Origin of the sequence: Paraburkholderia xenovorans LB400 (assembly GCF_000013645.1) — a bacterium.
In the GTDB taxonomy this organism is placed as follows: Bacteria; Pseudomonadota; Gammaproteobacteria; order Burkholderiales; family Burkholderiaceae; genus Paraburkholderia; species Paraburkholderia xenovorans.
Map to the genome: position 1 here is coordinate 3890053 of NC_007951.1, position 18274 is coordinate 3908326.

Consider the following 18274-nt stretch of genomic DNA (forward strand, 5'->3'; position numbering starts at 1 on the left):
ATTCCAACATGACCAACAACACCCAACGCCCGAGCGGCCGCCAGGCCGACCAGCTGCGCGACGTGCGCATTACGCGCCACTACACGAAGCACGCGGAGGGCTCGGTGCTGGTCGAATTCGGCGACACGAAAGTGATCTGCACCGCGAGCATCGCCGAGAGCGTGCCGTCGTTTCTGCGCGACCGCGGCCAGGGCTGGCTCACTGCCGAATATGGCATGCTGCCGCGCGCCACGCACACCCGCAGCGACCGCGAGGCCGCGCGCGGCAAACAGACCGGCCGCACCCAGGAAATCCAGCGGTTGATCGGCCGCGCGCTGCGCTCGGTGTTCGATCTCGAGAAGCTCGGCGCGCGCACATTGCATATCGACTGCGACGTGATCCAGGCCGACGGCGGCACGCGCACGGCCAGCATTACCGGCGCGTTCGTGGCCGCGCATGACGCGGTAGCCAGACTGCTGGCCACGGGCCGCATCGAGAGCTCGCCCATTACCGATTACGTCGCGGCGATTTCGGTCGGCGTGTACGACGGACTGCCGGTGCTGGACCTCGACTACGACGAAGATTCGCAGTGCGACACCGACATGAACGTGGTGATGACAGGCGCCGGCGGCTTCGTCGAAATTCAGGGCACCGCCGAAGGCGTGCCTTTCTCGCGCGACGAAATGAACGCGCTGCTGGATCTGGCGAGCGACGGCATCAATACGCTGATCGCGAAGCAGAAGGCGGCGCTGGAGCAAAAGGGTGAATGAGGTGAAGCAGGTCAACGGCGCGGCCGCATCCGGTTCGCCGTTGAAAAAAGTCGTGCTGGCGTCGAACAACGCGGGCAAGCTGCGCGAGTTCGCGGCGTTGCTCGGCGCCGCGGGCATCGAACTGATTGCGCAAGGCGAGCTGAACGTGCCGGAAGCCGAAGAGCCGCATCCCACGTTCGTTGAAAACGCACTGGCCAAGGCGCGCCACGCGGCGAAGCTGACCGGCCTGCCCGCGCTTGCCGACGACTCCGGGCTCTGCGTGCGCGCGCTGGGCGGCGCACCGGGCGTCTATTCGGCGCGCTACGCGCAACTTGCCGGCGGCGAAAAGAGCGACGCGGCGAATAACGCCCATCTCATGTCGGCGTTGCGCGGCGAAACCGACCGGCGCGCGTATTACTTCTGCGTGCTGGCCCTGGTGCGTCACGCCGACGATCCCGAGCCGCTGATCGCCGAAGGCCGTTGGCACGGCGAAATGCTCGATGCGCCGCGCGGCACGCATGGTTTCGGTTACGACCCGTACTTCTTTTTGCCCGCGCTGAATGCGAGCGCCGCCGAACTCGATCCAGCGGTGAAAAACGCCGGCAGCCATCGCGCGATTGCATTGCGGCAACTGCTCGCGCGCCTGACGGAGGAAGCGTGATTCCGATCAAGCCCGCGCCCGCCGATATCGGCAATGGCGTCATCAAGGCGTTCACGTCGCCGGGCAGCATCCGGCTGACGTCGCTGCCGCCGTTGGCGTTGTACGTGCATTTCCCGTGGTGCGTGCGCAAGTGTCCGTATTGCGACTTCAATTCGCACGAATGGAAAGGCGACACGTTCCCGGAAACCGAATATCTCGATGCCTTGCGCGCCGATCTGGAAATGGCGCTGCCGCTCGTCTGGGGACGCCAGGTGCATACGGTGTTCATCGGCGGGGGCACGCCCAGCCTGCTGTCGGCGGCCGGGCTCGATCGCATGCTGTCGGACGTGCGCGCGCTGCTGCCGCTCGACGCCGACGCGGAAATCACGCTCGAAGCCAACCCCGGCACGTTCGAAGCCGACAAATTCGCGCAGTTTCGCGCGAGTGGTGTGAGCCGGCTCTCGGTGGGTATTCAGAGTTTCAACGAAGCGCATCTGAAGGCGCTCGGCCGCATTCATGATTCGGCGCAGGCGCGCCATGCCGTTGAGGTGGCGTCAACCACCTTCGACAACTTCAATCTCGACCTGATGTTCGCGCTGCCGGGGCAAACGCTCGCCGAATGCCAGGCCGATGTCGAGATGGCGTTGTCGTTCGCGCCGCCGCATCTGTCGCTGTACCACCTGACGCTCGAACCGAACACGCTGTTCGCAAAGTTCCCGCCCGCCCTGCCCGACGACGATGCCTCCGCCGACATGCAGGACTGGATTCACGAGCGCACCTCAGCCGCGGGTTATGAACGGTATGAGGTGTCGGCGTATGCGCGGCCGCATCGGCAGAGCAGGCACAATCTGAACTACTGGCGCTTCGGCGACTATCTCGGCATTGGTGCGGGGGCGCATACCAAGCTCTCGTTTCCGAATCGCGTGCTGCGTCAGGCGCGTTACAAGCATCCCACCACCTTCATCGAGCAGGCTAAGGCCGGCACGGCGGTGCAGGAAGAGCATGAAGTCGGGACGCGCGATCTGCCGTTCGAGTTCATGCTAAACGCGCTGCGGCTGGTGGAAGGGTTTCCGGTGCATCGGTTCATCGAGCGCACGGGAATGTCGATGACGTCGATCGAACCGGCGTTGCAAGAAGCCGAACGGCGCAAGCTGATTACGCGCGACCACGAAAAGATTGCGCCGACGCCGCTTGGCCAGGCGTTCCTGAACGATCTGCAGGAGCTGTTTCTGAAAGATCCGCAGTGATTGCGGATCGCGCAGCATGCCGCAACGAGGTTTTTTCAGGTTACAATTTAGGGCTTGGAGGTGTGGCCGAGTGGTTTAAGGCACCGGTCTTGAAAACCGGCGAAGGAGCAATCTTTCCGTGAGTTCGAATCTCACCGCCTCCGCCAGAACAGACCGGCGCCGAGCTTTCGGCGTCTTGCAGAAAAGACGGCCTCGGCGCTGCAGCCGCTGAACTTCGCCGCCAGACTTCATATGACATCCCTTGAGCCCGCCACAAGCGGGCTTTCGCGCATCAGGCTTTTGAAATGGAGATGCGCAAAAAGCCACCACGCGATCAGGATGCCAGGCTCACCACCTAAACCAGCGCCGTCGCCTCGACCTCGATCCTGAAGCCGTAGTGCAGTTGAGGAACCGGCACGACGGCGCGCGCCGGCCGAGCTTCGCCCGCCCACCGCGCATAGATCTGGTTGAAGCTCATCCAATGCTCGACATCGACAATGTAGACGCGCACCTGCACCAGTTGCGCGACGCTACTGCCCGCACTTTCGAGCGCCGCCTGCACATTGGCCAGCACCTGTTCGGCCTGAACCTCGAACGACGCCTCGGACAGCTTGCCGCCTTGCGGGGTAATCGGCAGTTGTCCCGAGACGAACACAAAGCCATTCGCAATCGCGACGTGACTATAGTGGCCACCCGGCTTCGAAAGCGTGGCAGGATTTTCTGTACGCGGCAGATGCGAGCCGTGCTGACTGTCAGCCATGAATACCACTCCAGATGTGACAACGCATGACGCTGCACGCGAGTCGTTCGCGCGGCTGCATCCCGTTGCGCATAAGCGATGAAGCGACCACGCGAACCATCATGCAACGCGCGAGCCTTGCCCACTCCAGACAAAACGCCGCACGCAACCGGCTTGCTTGAACGGTGAGGCGCCCGACTGCGCGCCGCACGCCTCACACGCCAAGCATCTCAAGCTTTTCACGCGCATCCGCGCAACGGCGATTCAGGTCGCGATGCATCAACTGACTGTCGAGCAGCGCCGATACATCAGACAAGCCGTAATCAAAGCGCAAGACGTATTCGATGTCCGTGTAATCGTGATAGGCGCCGCTGTCTGCCAGCTTCTGCGCTTCAGCGAAAGCAGCGTGTTGCCGTTCGCCATTCATCAAATCTCTGATCGCCATGATTGCCGCTCCGAGGAACAGTGGCTCCATCATAGCAATGCAAATTGAGACGCACGGTCGCGTGCGCGCAACACCTGGTGTTTTTTCCGTAGACGCCGCGCGGCTTGCGCCTCACCAGGCTTTAAACGACAGCAACGGGCGCCCTGGTTCCGTGCCACCTGACGACCAGAATCCGGCCGAGATAACAGAGCAGGCCCGCCGCGCCCACCACCACGCCCATACCTTTGGGCGAGCCATCCTGCCAGAGTCCGACCGCGAGGCTCGACAGCGCGCCGAGCGCCAGCTGCACGGCGCCGAACACCGCAGCCGCAGCACCGGCATTCACCGGATAGCGATGCATCAGATCGGTCGTGCAGTTGGCGGACAGAAGACCCACCACACCGACCACGAAAAACAGGCCGAACACGATCGACCACAGACCGCCCCAACCGGTCAGCGATACGAGACAGACGAACAGCGAGGCAATGCAACTCACGGTTGCGGCAAAAGAAATGAGCGGCAGCGGGCCAAGCCGGCCGACAAGCCGCGTATTCATGAAGTTGCCGAACATGATGCCGACGATATTCAACGCGAACAGGAAGCCGTAATGCTGCGCCGACACATGGAAATACTCGATGTAGACGAACGGCGTTGCCGTGATGTACGCGAACATCGACGCGAACGCCATGCCGCCGCACAGCATGTGCCCCCACGCAACCGGATCGCGCAACAACTTGCCGTATGCGCCGAACGATTTCAGCAGCGCCGACTGCGCGCGCTTCTCGCGCGGCCACGTTTCCGGCACCTTGAGAAACGCGGTGACCGCACACACCGTACCGAACAGCGTCAGCACGATGAAGACGACGCGCCAGCCGCCGAGCAGCAGCAACTGCCCCCCGATCAGCGGCGCAAGCAAAGGCCCGATCGATGTGACGATGGCGAGCATGGACAGCACGCGGGCGGCGTCGGCCGGTCCGTGGGCGTCGCGTGCAATGGCGCGCGCCAGCACCGAAGCCGCGCCCGCGCCCAGCGCCTGCACGAACCGGAATATCACCAGCGAGCCGATCGAGAACGACAACGCACAGGCCACGCTGGCCAGCGCATACATGACGATCCCGCCGAGCAGCACCGGCCGGCGGCCATAGGTATCCGACAGCGGACCATACAGCAGCATACCGATCGAAAAGCCGAACATGAAACTGGTGAGCGTGGTCTGCGCAGCGCCGGTGCTGATAGCGAACGCCTGCGCGATGGTCGGCAGGCTCGGCAGATACATATCGATCGAAATCGGCCCGCATGCGGCGAGCGCACCGAGCAACAGAATCAGCCGGCCATCGGGCCGGCTTCTGGTGACGTGAGACATGGGAATCCAGATGAAGCGCCGCGCCGCCATCGGCAGCGGAACAGGTGAAACGGGGAAAGCAGCAACCTGACAGTTTCAATTGTACTCGACGGTTAATGCGCTCGCGGACTTCGACTTCGTACAGGTTGGCGACGGTGATCACGAAGCGGCCCGAACGACATCGACGATGCACGGCAGGCGCGCCGCTGATCGGTTAAGCTGCCGCCAGAACGCTTGCGGCTACGCATGAACTGTTCGCGGCGCTGTTCGAGGTGCCCTTCCCAACCATCACGTGTCGATCTTGCGATGACCGCATTCCTGTTGATCTGGAGCCCCAGGAAATGGCCCTGGCCCGAGTTGCCCGACGTGGCCAAACGCGTCGCCACCGGTGTCGCGGTGACTGACGTGTGGGGCTGCGGATTCGCGCGCGGCATCCTGCCTGGCGATCGCGTCTTCCTGCATCGTGTCGCGCAGGAACCGAAGGGCATTTTCGGCTCCGGGTATGTGACCCGTGCGCCGTACGAAGTCCCGGACGCAGCGACGAAGCGAGGCTACCGTTTATGCATCGACTTCGTGTACGACTGGCTGGTCGATGCCCATGAAGGCGTGGTGATTCCACGCGAGATGTTGCGCACGCATCCATTTTCCGTGCAGACGTGGGACGCGCAGAGTTCGGGAACGGTGATCAAGCCGATCGCCGAAGGCGCGCTGGAAAAGCGCTGGGCGGAACTCACCGGCAAGCGCAAGCCGCCCAGGCTCGATGCGCAGCCGGGCCCCACGCGTTCGAGCAAGGTCACGGCGCACGCCGCGGCAAAAAAGCACGCAGCCGCGAAAGGCGTGCGCAAAAACTGAGCGGGCGGCCCGCTCCGCCGGGTTACGCGCAAAGCCTCTTCACGCTGACTCCGGTACAATTTCCCCACCTATCCCAGCGCCGCGCGAACCGCCCACGGGCAACCCGCGCCGCTGCGCAACCCACATTCCGGTCATCGCCATGTCCAAAAACGAAACCCTCTTTGAGCGCGCACAACGCACCATTCCCGGCGGCGTGAACTCGCCGGTCCGCGCTTTCCGCTCGGTCGGCGGCACGCCGCGTTTCATCGAACGGGCGCAGGGTGCCTACTTCTGGGATGCGGACGGCCAGCGTTATATCGACTACATCGGCTCATGGGGCCCGATGATCCTCGGCCACGTCCATCCGGAGGTGCTCGAGGCCGTGCAGCGCGTGCTGGGCAACGGCTTCTCGTTCGGTGCGCCGACCGAATCGGAAGTGGAGATCGCCGAAGAAATCTGCAAGCTGGTGCCCTCCATCGAACAGGTGCGCATGGTGTCGAGCGGCACCGAAGCGACCATGAGCGCGCTGCGTCTGGCTCGCGGCTTCACGAACCGCACCCGTATCGTCAAGTTCGAGGGCTGCTATCACGGCCACGCGGACAGCCTGCTGGTCAAGGCCGGTTCGGGCCTGCTCACCTTCGGCAATCCGACTTCGGCTGGCGTGCCCGCCGATATTGCGAAGCACACCACCGTGCTCGAGTACAACAACGTCGCCGAACTCGAAGAAGCGTTCAAGGCGTTCGGCAACGAGATCGCCTCGGTGATCGTCGAGCCGGTGGCCGGCAATATGAACCTCGTGCGCGCCACGCCCGAATTCCTGCAAGCATTGCGGCGCCTGTGCAGCGAGTACGGCTCGGTGCTGATTTTCGACGAAGTGATGTGCGGCTTCCGCGTCGCGTTGGGCGGGGCGCAAGAGGTCTATGGCATCACGCCGGATCTGACGTGTCTCGGCAAGGTGATCGGCGGCGGCATGCCGGCGGCGGCCTTTGGCGGACGGCGCGACATCATGGCTCACCTCGCGCCGCTCGGCGGCGTCTATCAGGCGGGCACGCTGTCGGGCAACCCGATCGCCGTCGCGGCCGGTCTGAAAACGCTGCAGCTGATCCAGGCGCCCGGCTTTTACGACACACTCGCCGCGCGCACCACGCGCCTCGCACAAGGTCTCGCGAATGTCGCGCGTGAAGCCAGGGTGCCGTTCGCGGCCGACTCGCTCGGCGGCATGTTCGGCCTCTATTTCACGGAGTCGATCCCGACCAGCTTCGCCGAAGTCACGCAAAGCGACGTGCCGCGTTTCAATGCGTTCTTCCACAAGATGCTGGATGCCGGCGTGTACTTTGCGCCCTCGGCCTATGAAGCAGGCTTTGTCTCGATCGTTCACGACGACGCGATCATCGACGCGACGATCGACGCCGCGCGCGGCGCATTCGCCTCGCTCGCGGCCTGAAACCGCCGAGACCACACACCGTCAGGACTGACGCTCATTACAGCCTGGCCACCGTACCCAACCGGACACCGATGTTTTCGCAAACCGATTTCGTCCATATGGAACGCGCGCTCGCGTTGGCCAGGCGCGGCATGTATACCACCGACCCGAATCCCCGGGTCGGCTGCGTACTCGTCAAGAATGGCGCGGTGATCGGCGAAGGCTTCACTCAGCCGGCCGGTCAGGATCACGCCGAGATCCGCGCCTTGAAAGATGCGCGCTCGCGCGGCCATGATCTGCGCGGCGCCACCGCCTACGTGACGCTGGAGCCATGCAGCCACTTCGGCCGCACGCCGCCGTGCGTCAACGCGCTCATCGAAGCCCAGGTCGCGCTCGTGGTCGCGGCGATGGAAGATCCCAATCCGCTCGTGTCCGGACGCGGTCTCGCCATACTGCGTGACGCGGGCATCGAGGTGCGCTGCGGACTGCTCGCCAACGAAGCGCACGAACTCAATATCGGCTTCGTCTCGCGCATGACCCGCGGCCGCCCGTGGGTACGCATGAAAGTCGCGGCCTCGCTGGATGGCCGCACCGGCTTGCCTTCAGGCGTCAGCCAATGGATTACCGGTGAAGCGGCGCGCGCCGACGGCCACGCCTGGCGCGCGCGCGCGTCGGCGATCCTGACCGGTATCGGCACCGTCAGGGAAGACGATCCGCGCATGACGGTGCGCGCCGTCGACACGCCGCGCCAGCCGCAACGCGTGCTGATCGACAGCCAGCTCGACGTGCCCCCGGAGGCGCAGATTCTGGCCGGCGCGCCCACGTTGATCTTCTGCGGCAATCTCGATCAGCGCCATACCGATCGCGCCAATGCGTTGCGCGATCGCGGCGCCGAGATCGTCCAACTGGCGAACCCGGCCGGCAAGGTCGATCTGCCCGCGGTACTGAAAGTGCTCGGCGAGCGCAACGTGAACGAACTGCATGTCGAGGCAGGCTACAAGCTGAATGGCTCGCTGCTGCGCGAAGGCTGTGTCGACGAACTGCTCGTGTATCTCGCGCCAAGCCTGCTCGGCATGGATTCGATGAGCATGTTCAGTCTGACCACCCCTGAGACGCTCGATGATCGCGTGAAACTGCACTTCCACGCAGTGGACCGGATCGGCGACGATCTGCGGATTCTCGCGCGCTTTATGGCGCCGCCCGCGCCTCAGGCCATCCCCGAACCCGGCGGCGAGCCCGCGCCCCAACCCGTTTCGAATTGATCAAGGATTAGCACCATGTTCACAGGAATCGTCGCGGCCGTGGGCCGCATTGAATCAGTCAAGCCGCTCGGCACGAACGGCGACGCGGGCGTGCGCCTGAACGTCGAAGCCGGTGGCCTCGATCTCGGCGACGTGCAGCTCGGCGACAGCATCACGATCCAGGGCGCCTGCATGACCGTGGTCGCCAGGACCGACCATTCGTTCGAAGTCGACGTGTCGCGCGAGAGCCTGAACTGCACGGCAGGCCTCGGCGAGATTGGCGAAGTCAACCTGGAGAAAGCGCTGCGCGCGCACGACCGGCTCGGCGGCCATATCGTTTCCGGTCACGTGGACGGCCTCGGCACGGTCACGCATTTCGCGCCGGTTGGTGAATCGCACGAACTGCGCGTGCTGGCGCCGCGCGAGATCGGCCGCTATCTGGCGTACAAAGGCTCTATCACTGTCAACGGCGTGAGCCTGACCGTCAACTCGGTTAAAGATCGCGACGATGGCTGCGAATTCTCGATCAACCTGATTCCGCACACGGTCGAAGTGACCTCGCTCAAACATCTGCGTGAAGGCACGCGGGTGAATCTGGAGATTGATCTGATTGCGCGGTATGTGGAGCGGATGCTGAACGCACCGAAATAACAGACCGCAACCCGGCCACGCATGCGCTGGCGGCGGCGCTCCGCCGCTTTCAGCCGGTTCATGCGTCCATCGTTTTCAACGAGCATAGCAACGGCGGACGGCTCATCGCCAGTCGGCCAAACGGCCTATGCCGTTCAGCGGAGGCGACTTGGGGACGCGCGTGGCGTAAAATACGCGCTTTCTTCGAAACTCTCGCCAACTCATGACGCTCGCCTCCACTCCAGAGATCATCGCCGAACTGAAAGCCGGCCGGATGGTGATCCTCGTCGACGAAGAAGACCGCGAAAACGAGGGCGACCTCGTGATCGCCGCCGAATTCGTCACGCCGGAAGCGATCAATTTCATGGCCCGCTACGGCCGTGGCCTGATCTGCCTGACGCTCACGCAGGAACGCTGCAAGCTGCTGAACCTGCCGCTCATGACCTATCGCAACGGCACCCAGTACGGCACGGCGTTCACCGTCAGTATCGAAGCGGCTGAAGGCGTCACCACCGGCATTTCGGCAGCCGACCGCGCCCGCACGATCGCCACCGCAGTCGCGCCGGACGCCAAGGCCGAGCACATCGTGCAGCCGGGCCACGTGTTCCCGATCATGGCCCAGCCCGGCGGCGTGCTGGTGCGCGCCGGCCACACCGAGGCGGGCTGCGACTTCACCGCGCTGGCAGGCCTCACGCCGGCCGCGGTGATCTGCGAAGTCATCAACGACGACGGCACGATGGCGCGCCTGCCGGACCTGATGGAATTCGCGAAGGAGCACGGCCTGAAAATCGGCACCATCGCGGATCTGATCCACTATCGCAGCCGCACGGAATCGATCGTCGAGCGCATTTGCGAGCGCACCATGCAGACGGCGCACGGTGCGTTTCGCGCGGTCATGTATCTCGACCAGCCGAGCGGCCAGCCGCACATCGCACTGGTGCGCGGCACGCCGTGCACGGATCAGGACACGCTGGTGCGCGTGCATGAGCCGCTATCGGTGCTGGATCTGCTCGAAGTGGGCGAATCCACCCACTCGTGGACGCTGGACGCGGCCATGAAAGAGATTGCGAGGCGCGACTGCGGCGTGATCGTGCTGCTGAACTGCGGCGACTCGAAAGACCATCTGATCGACGTCTTCAAGGCGTTCGACTCGAAGGAAAGAGCCGAGGCGCTCAAACGCCGGCCGGTCGACTTCAAGACGTACGGCATCGGCGCGCAGATCCTGCGTGAGCTCGGTGTCGGCAAGATGCAGGTGCTGTCGAACCCGCGCAAGCTGGGCAGCATGTCGGGCTACGGTCTCGAAGTCACGGGCTTCGTGCCGATGCCGGGCAGCACCGCGCAGGCTCCGCAACAAGGCTGATCCGACCATTCACGCGCTTGGCGCTCACTCAAAACACTACGGAATTCACATGGAAATCGGACAATATCAACCGAATCTCGACGGCGACGGACTGCGTATCGGCATCGTCCAGGCGCGCTTTAACGAACCCGTTTGCAATGGTCTCGCAGACTCCTGCATCGAAGAACTCGAACGCCTCGGCGTGACGGGTGAAGACGTGCTGCTCGTCACCGTGCCGGGCGCGCTGGAAATCCCGCTGGCGTTGCAAAAGCTCGCCGAAAGCGCGCAATTCGACGCACTGATCGCGCTCGGCGCGGTGATCCGCGGCGAAACGTACCACTTCGAACTGGTGTCGAACGAAAGCGGCGCGGGCATCACGCGTATCGGCCTCGACTTCGGCATTCCGGTCGCGAACGCGGTGCTGACTACCGAAAACGACGAGCAGGCCGTTGCACGCATGACCGAAAAGGGTCGCGACGCGGCGCGCGTGGCCGTCGAAATGGCGAATCTCGCGGTCGCACTGGAACAACTCGGCGGCGATGACGACGAGGAAGAAGACGAAGAGGAAGAGGCATGAAGAGCGCACGCCGACGCTCCCGCGAACTGGCCACGCAGGGGCTTTACCAGTGGCTGCTGTCGGGCTCGCCCGGTGGCGAAATCGACGCGCAACTGCGCGGCGCGCAAGGCTTCGACAAGGCAGACCACGAACATCTGGACGCCGTCCTGCACGGCGTGATCCGCGACTCGGAAGCACTGTCCGCGGCCATCGCTCCGTGTCTCGACCGGCCGATCGAGCAGCTCTCGCCGGTCGAACGCGCCGTGCTGCTGGTCGCCGCGTTCGAACTGAAGAATCACCTCGATATCCCTTATCGCGTGGTCATCAACGAAGCGGTTGAACTCGCCAAGACGTTCGGCGGCGCGGACGGCTACAAGTACGTGAACGGCGTGCTGGACAAGCTGTCGGCCCAGCTGCGGGAGGATGAAACGCAGGCGGCCCGCAAGCGTTGAGCGCGAGGCGCATGACCACGATGTGATTTCCGTCATGCGCCTTGCTGAATGCAGCGCAACGAAACCGCTTGCAAGGACAGCGCGCCGCGCACGCACGCGCAACGCGCCGTCCCGCTTTTGCTTCTGAACTGGATTTGACCGTATGAACTCCGTGACCGAACCCCTGGTGCGGCTTGCTGCCCGCGTGGATGCCATCCAGCCTTTCTACGTGATGGAGCTGGCCAAGGAAGCCGCGCTTCTCGAGCGCGACGGACGCGACATCATTCACATGGGAATCGGCGAACCCGATTTCACCGCACCCGAGCCGGTCATCGAGGCAGCCGCGAGCGCGCTGCGCCGCGGCGTCACGCAATATACCAACGCGCTTGGCCTGCATGCGCTGCGCGAAGCGATTTCGGCGCATTACGCCGACTTCTATGGTGTCAGCGTGGATCCGGCGCGAATCGTCGTCACCGCCGGTGCATCGGCGGCATTGCTGCTGGCGTGCGCGGCGCTGGTGGATCGCGACGACGAAGTGCTGATGCCCGACCCGTGCTATCCGTGCAACCGTCATTTCGTGATCGCCGCCGAAGGCAAGCCGGTCATGGTGCCGAGCGGCCCGGCTGAACGTTTCCAGCTGACCGCCGCCGACGTCGAGCGGCTCTGGAACGAGCGCACCCGCGGCGTGCTGCTCGCGTCGCCGTCGAATCCCACCGGCACGTCGATCGAACCGGCTGAGCTGGAGCGCATCGTCAAGGCCGTGCGGGCACGTGGTGGCTTCACCATCGTCGACGAAATCTACCAGGGTCTGAGCTACGACGCGAAGCCCATCTCGGCGCTCTCATTCGGCGACGACGTCATCACCGTCAACAGCTTCTCGAAGTACTTCAACATGACGGGCTGGCGTCTGGGCTGGCTGGTGGTCCCGCCCGGCATGGTCAGCGCGTTCGAAAAGCTCGCGCAGAATCTGTTCATCTGCGCCTCCGCGCTGGCCCAGCACGCGGCGCTCGCCTGCTTCGAACCGGACACGATCGCGATCTACGAAGCGCGGCGTCTGGAATTCAAGCGTCGCCGCGACTTCATCGCGCCAGCGCTGCAATCGCTCGGCTTCTCGGTGCCGCTCATGCCGGACGGCGCGTTCTATGTGTACGCGGATTGCCGTACGGTCGCACATCCGGCTGCGGGAGACAGCGCGGCGCTCACCAGGGCCATGCTGCACGACGCGGGCGTGGTACTGGTGCCGGGCATGGATTTCGGCACGCACGCGCCGAAGGACTACATCCGGCTGTCGTACGCCACTGCCTATCCGAAGCTGGAAGAAGCGGTCGGCCGCCTGGCGAAGCTCTTCGGGAAGGACTGAGCAAAGCAACGGCGCCCTCAACCCGCCTCAGCCGCATCCAACCACCAGACGAAAAAAAGGACGCTCATCAGAGTGTCCTTTTTTGTTGTTGCTCCCGCGGCGAGCGGCCAGCTCTACTACGCCGCGAACCTCAAGCGCCCAACTCCGAAGCCGATGCCACGTGCTTCGTGGCGTTCGAACTCGCGTCGTCCTGCTCGGAAACTGGCGTCTTCACCGAAGTCGACGCGCTCAACGGATGACCGCCGTCAAGCGTCATCTGCACGCGCTTGCCGTTGGCGGCAGGCGCAGCCGCGCTGCTGGTATTGGCCGACGCGGTCAGAACCGGCGCCTGCGGCGCGTTGATCGGCACCTTGCGGCCACGCGCCACGTCGCGCAAACGGCTGCGCTCAGCTATCACCTTGGCGCCGTAACCGCCGTCGTCCTGCGTTGACGAACCGACGTACAGGCGCAAGCCGCCCGGCAGCGAGCCGCCGCGTGCGATGCAATCCTTCAGCACCAGTGCGCCCACCTTGATGTTCGCGACCGGTTCGAGCGCCGCGCTCTGGCCGCCGAAATACTGGAACTTGTCCGAGTGCACTTTGGACATGACCTGCATCAGGCCTTGCGCGCCGACGCCGCTCTCAGCGTACGGGTTAAAACCGGATTCGATCGCCATCACGGACAGCAGCAGCAGCGGATCGAGACCGACTTCACGGCCGGTGTCGAACGCGGCCTTCACGAGCTCGCTGACCGGCTCCTGAGCGACGCGATAGCGCCGTGCCAGGTAGGACGCGACCAGATCCTGCTCGCGGGTCGAAACCAGCACGCGGTCGTCGCGCGCGTCGGCAGACACACGTTGCGACGGAATCAGCCGCGCCAGCGCGGTCACGCTTTGCATGGTGCGCGGGTCGAGGCCGTTGAGCGCCGCGACGCCCATGCCGGTCGAGCCGTTGGCGTCGAATGCGCCGTCAAAGCTGGTGTTGCTCGCGGTAACGCCGGCGTTGCCGTTGCTACCGTTGTTCGTGCCGCTCGCGGCATCGGATCCGTTAGAGCTGGCAGACAGCGAGTCGTCGGAAGACGCGCCGCCGGGTGGCCCGAAAGCCGGCAGCGGGTTGCCCTGCAACAGACGGGCAGGACCGGCTTGCACGGCAGCCGAGATGACCGGCATCAATCTGGCGGCGAGTGTGCCGCGCAGGGCCGGCATCAGCCACAGTGCGACTGTCAGCACGACCGCGATACCACCGACGATGCTGAACAGGTGATGACTCATTCGCGTCCCGCGACGCAGCACACCACGCACAACCTGCGCAATACGCTCATCGGGACGCCACGATAACCAGGCGTTCATTCAGATCTCCCATGTTGCATGATCCGCGAACTCCGCCGGATGAAGAGGCGGTAACGCACGTTCGCAGAGTCAAGACATCGCGTGCTCTGTCTGGTTAGGGCAGCAGCGACGTCGGGAAAACGGCAAATACCGTTTGTGGGGAGCCGTCCTGATAGAGGTCCGCGGCATGTCAAAAAAGCATGCGGGCGGTGGCTCCCACGCGAAAAACCAGCGTCAGTTGGCGCTGGCGAGGACTTCAATAAGGCCGTCAGATACCGTGCAGGGGTTCGGTAAATGGTGACGCGTTGCGTCTGATGGGACCGGGGGCGGTGGTAAAAAGGTTCACGCCCTGCAACCAATGTGGACGGATTCTATGCAGGGTTTTATAGATCGTCAACACTATAGATAGGCAAATGTATAACTAATTGTAATAAAGAACGGTGTTCAGTCGGTCAAGAACCGCGCGGCATGCGCCTTTTGAGCGATCTCGATTCCGCGGTCTCGCCTCGCCCGTTTGGCCAATCTACGTGCGCCTGCCAACACAGGTAAAATCGACAATCGTTCTGGCGCCGCGAAGCCCCGCGCGCCTCTCCTTCCCGCCGCTTGCGCGGCACTGAACCGCACCAGATGAAATACAAAGACCTGCGCGATTTCGTCGGCCGCCTCGAGACGATCGGTGAACTGCGCCGCATCTCACAAACCGTTTCACCTGTCCTGGAAATGACCGAGTTGTGCGACCGCGTGCTGCGCGCCGGCGGTCCCGCTCTGCTGTTTGAGAGCAAGGCGCAGCATGCGTTCCCCGTGCTCGGCAACCTGTTCGGCACGCCCCGGCGGGTCGCGCTGGGTATGGGGGTCGACGCGCAGGCAGGTGAAGGTGATGGCGCCGCGCTCGAATCGCTGCGTGACGTGGGCCGCCTGCTCTCCGCATTGAAGGAACCGGAGCCGCCGAAAGGGCTCAAGGACGCCGGCAAACTGCTCTCGCTCGCAAAGGCGGTTTGGGACATGGCGCCCAAAACCGTGAGCGCGCCGCCCTGCCAGGAAATCGTCTGGGAAGGCAACGATGTCGACCTCGCCAGGCTGCCCATTCAGACCTGCTGGCCGGGCGACGCCGGCCCTCTGATTACATGGGGCCTGACCGTGACAAAAGGTCCCAATAAGCCCCGACAAAACTTAGGCATATATCGCCAGCAACTGATCGGACGCAACAAATTGATCATGCGATGGCTCGCCCATCGCGGCGGCGCGCTCGATTTCCGCGAGTTCGCGCTGCAGAATCCAGGCAAGCCGTACCCGGTGGCCGTCGTGCTGGGCGCAGATCCGGCGACGATCCTCGGCGCGGTCACGCCGGTGCCCGACACGCTCTCCGAATACCAGTTCGCCGGCCTGCTGCGCGGCGGCCGCACGGAGCTCGCGAAGTGCCTCACGCCGGGCGTCGACGGCTTGCAGGTGCCCGCCCGCGCTGAAATCGTGCTTGAAGGCTTCATCTATCCGCAGGAGGGCGCGCCCTCGCCCGCTCCCGCAGGCGCGCCGCCGCGGCCGGTCAAAGGCGCTTCGGCGGCCTACGAACATGCGCTGGAAGGCCCGTACGGCGACCACACCGGCTACTACAACGAGCAGGAGTGGTTCCCCGTCTTCACGGTCGAGCGCATCACCATGCGGCGCGACGCGATCTATCACTCCACCTACACCGGCAAACCGCCCGACGAGCCCGCCGTACTCGGCGTCGCGCTCAACGAAGTGTTCGTGCCGCTGTTGCAGAAGCAGTTCACCGAGATCACGGACTTCTATCTGCCGCCCGAAGGCTGCAGCTACCGCATGGCCATCGTGCAGATGAAGAAGAGCTACCCGGGTCACGCCAAACGCGTGATGTTCGGCGTGTGGAGCTTCCTGCGGCAATTCATGTACACGAAGTTCATTGTCGTGGTCGACGAGGACGTGAACATCCGCGACTGGAAGGAGGTGATCTGGGCGATCACCACACGCATCGATCCGGCACGCGACACGGTGCTGGTGGACCGCACGCCGATCGACTACCTGGATTTCGCGTCGCCCGTGGCCGGACTCGGATCGAAAATGGGTCTCGACGCCACCAACAAATGGCCGGGCGAAACCGATCGCGAATGGGGCCGCCCAATCGTCATGGACGCCGCGGTCAAACAGCGCATCGATTCCTTGTGGAACGAGTTGGGCCTCTAAGGCAGGCCGTACAACCAGCATGAAATAACAGAACGAACGGAGCAGTTGCGCGGATGCATGCCTTTTCAATGATGTCGGATGGATTTTTTCTGTCGTTGTCGCTGTGTCTGGATATCGGTCTCGTGAACGTCGCGATGATTTCCCTGACGCTTTCGCATGGCTTCAAACCGGGCTTCTGGCTCGGCCTCGGCTCGTGTATCGGCGATCTGATCTACGCGGCGCTCGCGCTCGCGGGCATGGCTGCGTTACTGCAGTTCGAATCGGTGCGCTGGGTAGTGTGGATTGGTGGCGCGGCAATCCTGCTTTTCCTGACCTGGAAGATGGCGCGCGAAGCAATGTACCCGGCCACGGCGCCCGCGGTGGCCGGCGAGGCGGACGGTGAAGCGGACGGCAAGGCGCCGCATCTGTCCGCGTGGCGCGGGTTTTTGCGCGGCGTCTTGCTGGCGGTGTCGTCGCCTTCGGCGATTCTCTGGTTCGCGGCCGTAGGCGGCGCGCTGATCGCGAAAGCGGGTGCCACGAGCGTGACGACCGCACCGGTGTTTCTCGGTGGATTCTTTCTCGGCGGTCTGTGCTGGACGATCTTTATCTGCGGACTCGGCAGCCACGGACGCAAACGCGCGGGCACCGGTTTGCTGCGCGCCTGTCACGTGCTGTCGGCGCTGCTGTTCGCTTACTTCTCGTATAGCGTGATCGTCAACGGGTATCGCGATCTGATCGTGCAAACCGCGCACGCGGCAAGCTGATATAACAACGGCTCGCGCCGTTCGAGCCGTGTTCGATCAAGCGTCACATATCAGGTCATAGGGTCCCGCGAGCGCAACAACAGCCGCCCCGACGTATCAGGCGAGATACTGCGCGAGCTTTTCCAGATCGACGTTGCCGCCGCTGACCACCACGCCGACACGCTTGCCCTTCACCGGCACGATGCCGTTGAGCACCGCCGCCGCGGCGAGACAACCCGTCGGCTCGACCACGATCTTCATGCGCTGCGCGAAAAAGCGCATCGTGTCGATCAGTTGCCCGTCGCTGACCGTTTCGATCCGCGCAACCAGCTTGCGGATGATCGCAAACGTGTAGTCGCCCAGATGCGTGGAGGCGGCGCCGTCGGCGATCGTGCGCGGCGTGTCGATATGCACGATCTCGCCGCGCGCCAGCGACTGCTGGCCGTCGTTACCCGCCTCCGGCTCGACGCCGATCACCGTGCACGCCGGGCTCAACGCCGCGGCGGACAACGCGCTGCCGCTGATCAGCCCGCCGCCGCCGAGGCACACGAACAGCATGTCGAGCGGGCCGGTTTCCTCGATCAGTTCTTTCACCGCCGTGCCCTGCCCGGCGATCACATGTGGATGATCGTATGGTGGAATCAGCGTCATGCCACGCTCTCCGGCGAGACGCCGGCCGATCTCTTCGCGGTTCTCGGTGTAGCGGTCGTAGGTGATCACTTCGCCGCCGTAGCCTTTGGTTGCCGCGACTTTGGCGGCCGGTGCGTCGTGCGGCATGATGATCGTCGCGCGAATGCCGGCAAGCCGCGCCGACAATGCAATTGCCTGCGCGTGGTTACCCGACGAATACGTCAGCACGCCGGCTTTGCGTTGCTCCGCGTCGAAATGCGAGATCGCGTTATAGGCACCGCGAAACTTGAAGGCGCCCATGCGCTGAAAATTCTCGCACTTGAAGAACACCGACGCGCCCGTTCGTTCGTCAAACGTGCTCGAGGTCAGCACGGGAGTGCGGTGGGCGACGCCTTCAAGACGCGCAGCGGCGTCGAGTACGTCGTCGAAAGTGGGAGCGGGAAGCGCTTGCATCGGCGAAACTCTCCAGAGCGGTGGCGAAACAGCCATTCTCCCAGCTTCGACGAAGGT

At 64.0% G+C, this 18274-nt stretch carries 18 protein-coding genes and 1 tRNA gene; 14 read left to right on the forward strand and 5 right to left on the reverse strand.

All coding sequences use genetic code 11. The features are described 5' to 3' along the window. Window positions 1-8 precede the first annotated feature (8 nt). From rph to BXE_RS17450, 4 genes are all read left to right on the forward strand, one after another. Complete coding sequence (gene rph / locus BXE_RS17435) at window positions 9-749, forward strand: ribonuclease PH (protein ID WP_011489549.1); 741 nt, start codon at window positions 9-11, stop codon at window positions 747-749. Then, complete coding sequence (rdgB, locus tag BXE_RS17440) at window positions 742-1389, forward strand: RdgB/HAM1 family non-canonical purine NTP pyrophosphatase (protein ID WP_011489550.1); 648 nt, start codon at window positions 742-744, stop codon at window positions 1387-1389. Before rph ends, rdgB begins: the two co-directional genes overlap by 8 nt. Further along, the gene (gene hemW / locus BXE_RS17445) at window positions 1386-2615 is read left to right on the forward strand and encodes a radical SAM family heme chaperone HemW (protein WP_011489551.1); all 1230 of its coding nucleotides are present in this window, start codon (window positions 1386-1388) and stop codon (window positions 2613-2615) included. The genes rdgB and hemW overlap by 4 nt, the downstream gene beginning before the upstream one ends. Before the next feature lie 56 nt (window positions 2616-2671). Next, window positions 2672-2761 (forward strand) — tRNA-Ser (locus tag BXE_RS17450). A gap of 188 nt (window positions 2762-2949) precedes the next feature. Here BXE_RS17450 and BXE_RS17455 read toward each other — a convergent pair. From BXE_RS17455 to BXE_RS17465, 3 genes are all read right to left on the reverse strand, one after another. Then, window positions 2950-3354, reverse strand: a complete 405-nt coding sequence (locus BXE_RS17455) for a RidA family protein (protein ID WP_011489552.1) — start codon at window positions 3352-3354, stop codon at window positions 2950-2952. A 193-nt stretch (window positions 3355-3547) separates the two neighbouring features. Further along, the gene (locus BXE_RS17460; RefSeq protein ID WP_038457419.1) at window positions 3548-3778 is read right to left on the reverse strand and encodes a hypothetical protein; all 231 of its coding nucleotides are present in this window, start codon (window positions 3776-3778) and stop codon (window positions 3548-3550) included. 121 nt (window positions 3779-3899) lie between these two features. Beyond that, a complete protein-coding gene (locus tag BXE_RS17465) occupies window positions 3900-5120 on the reverse strand; it encodes a Bcr/CflA family multidrug efflux MFS transporter (protein WP_038458574.1) in 1221 nt (406 codons plus the stop codon). 285 nt (window positions 5121-5405) lie between these two features. Between BXE_RS17465 and BXE_RS17470 the strand changes: the two genes are divergently transcribed. From BXE_RS17470 to BXE_RS17505, 8 genes are all read left to right on the forward strand, one after another. Then, window positions 5406-5951 (forward strand): hypothetical protein, encoded by a 546-nt coding sequence (locus tag BXE_RS17470; protein ID WP_011489555.1) that lies wholly within the window; start codon window positions 5406-5408, stop codon window positions 5949-5951. 139 nt (window positions 5952-6090) lie between these two features. Next, window positions 6091-7374: a glutamate-1-semialdehyde 2,1-aminomutase gene (gene hemL, locus BXE_RS17475; protein ID WP_011489556.1), complete on the forward strand. Its 1284-nt coding sequence runs from the start codon at window positions 6091-6093 to the stop codon at window positions 7372-7374. 71 nt (window positions 7375-7445) lie between these two features. Then, window positions 7446-8615, forward strand: a complete 1170-nt coding sequence (ribD, locus tag BXE_RS17480; RefSeq protein ID WP_011489557.1) for a bifunctional diaminohydroxyphosphoribosylaminopyrimidine deaminase/5-amino-6-(5-phosphoribosylamino)uracil reductase RibD — start codon at window positions 7446-7448, stop codon at window positions 8613-8615. A 15-nt stretch (window positions 8616-8630) separates the two neighbouring features. Beyond that, window positions 8631-9245: a riboflavin synthase gene (locus BXE_RS17485; RefSeq protein WP_011489558.1), complete on the forward strand. Its 615-nt coding sequence runs from the start codon at window positions 8631-8633 to the stop codon at window positions 9243-9245. A 202-nt stretch (window positions 9246-9447) separates the two neighbouring features. Next, window positions 9448-10584: a bifunctional 3,4-dihydroxy-2-butanone-4-phosphate synthase/GTP cyclohydrolase II gene (gene ribBA / locus BXE_RS17490; protein ID WP_011489559.1), complete on the forward strand. Its 1137-nt coding sequence runs from the start codon at window positions 9448-9450 to the stop codon at window positions 10582-10584. Window positions 10585-10633: 49 nt separating this feature from the next. Next, complete coding sequence (gene ribH / locus BXE_RS17495) at window positions 10634-11140, forward strand: 6,7-dimethyl-8-ribityllumazine synthase (protein WP_011489560.1); 507 nt, start codon at window positions 10634-10636, stop codon at window positions 11138-11140. Beyond that, the gene (nusB, locus tag BXE_RS17500; protein WP_011489561.1) at window positions 11137-11571 is read left to right on the forward strand and encodes a transcription antitermination factor NusB; all 435 of its coding nucleotides are present in this window, start codon (window positions 11137-11139) and stop codon (window positions 11569-11571) included. The genes ribH and nusB overlap by 4 nt, the downstream gene beginning before the upstream one ends. 142 nt (window positions 11572-11713) lie before the next feature. Further along, a complete protein-coding gene (locus BXE_RS17505) occupies window positions 11714-12910 on the forward strand; it encodes a pyridoxal phosphate-dependent aminotransferase (protein WP_011489562.1) in 1197 nt (398 codons plus the stop codon). Between the two features lie 130 nt (window positions 12911-13040). On the opposite strand, the gene BXE_RS17510 is transcribed toward BXE_RS17505, so the two are convergent. After that, on the reverse strand, window positions 13041-14237 hold the full coding sequence (locus BXE_RS17510) for a transglycosylase SLT domain-containing protein (protein WP_011489563.1): 1197 nt from the start codon (window positions 14235-14237) through the stop codon (window positions 13041-13043). A gap of 606 nt (window positions 14238-14843) precedes the next feature. On the opposite strand from BXE_RS17510, the gene BXE_RS17515 reads away from it, so the two are divergent. Both BXE_RS17515 and BXE_RS17520 read left to right on the forward strand, forming a co-directional pair. Next, window positions 14844-16412: a UbiD family decarboxylase gene (locus tag BXE_RS17515; protein WP_011489564.1), complete on the forward strand. Its 1569-nt coding sequence runs from the start codon at window positions 14844-14846 to the stop codon at window positions 16410-16412. 53 nt (window positions 16413-16465) lie between these two features. Beyond that, window positions 16466-17155 (forward strand): LysE family translocator, encoded by a 690-nt coding sequence (locus BXE_RS17520; RefSeq protein ID WP_011489565.1) that lies wholly within the window; start codon window positions 16466-16468, stop codon window positions 17153-17155. Between the two features lie 96 nt (window positions 17156-17251). Here BXE_RS17520 and BXE_RS17525 read toward each other — a convergent pair whose 3' ends face one another. After that, the gene (locus BXE_RS17525; protein ID WP_011489566.1) at window positions 17252-18217 is read right to left on the reverse strand and encodes a threo-3-hydroxy-L-aspartate ammonia-lyase; all 966 of its coding nucleotides are present in this window, start codon (window positions 18215-18217) and stop codon (window positions 17252-17254) included. Window positions 18218-18274: the final 57 nt, after the last annotated feature.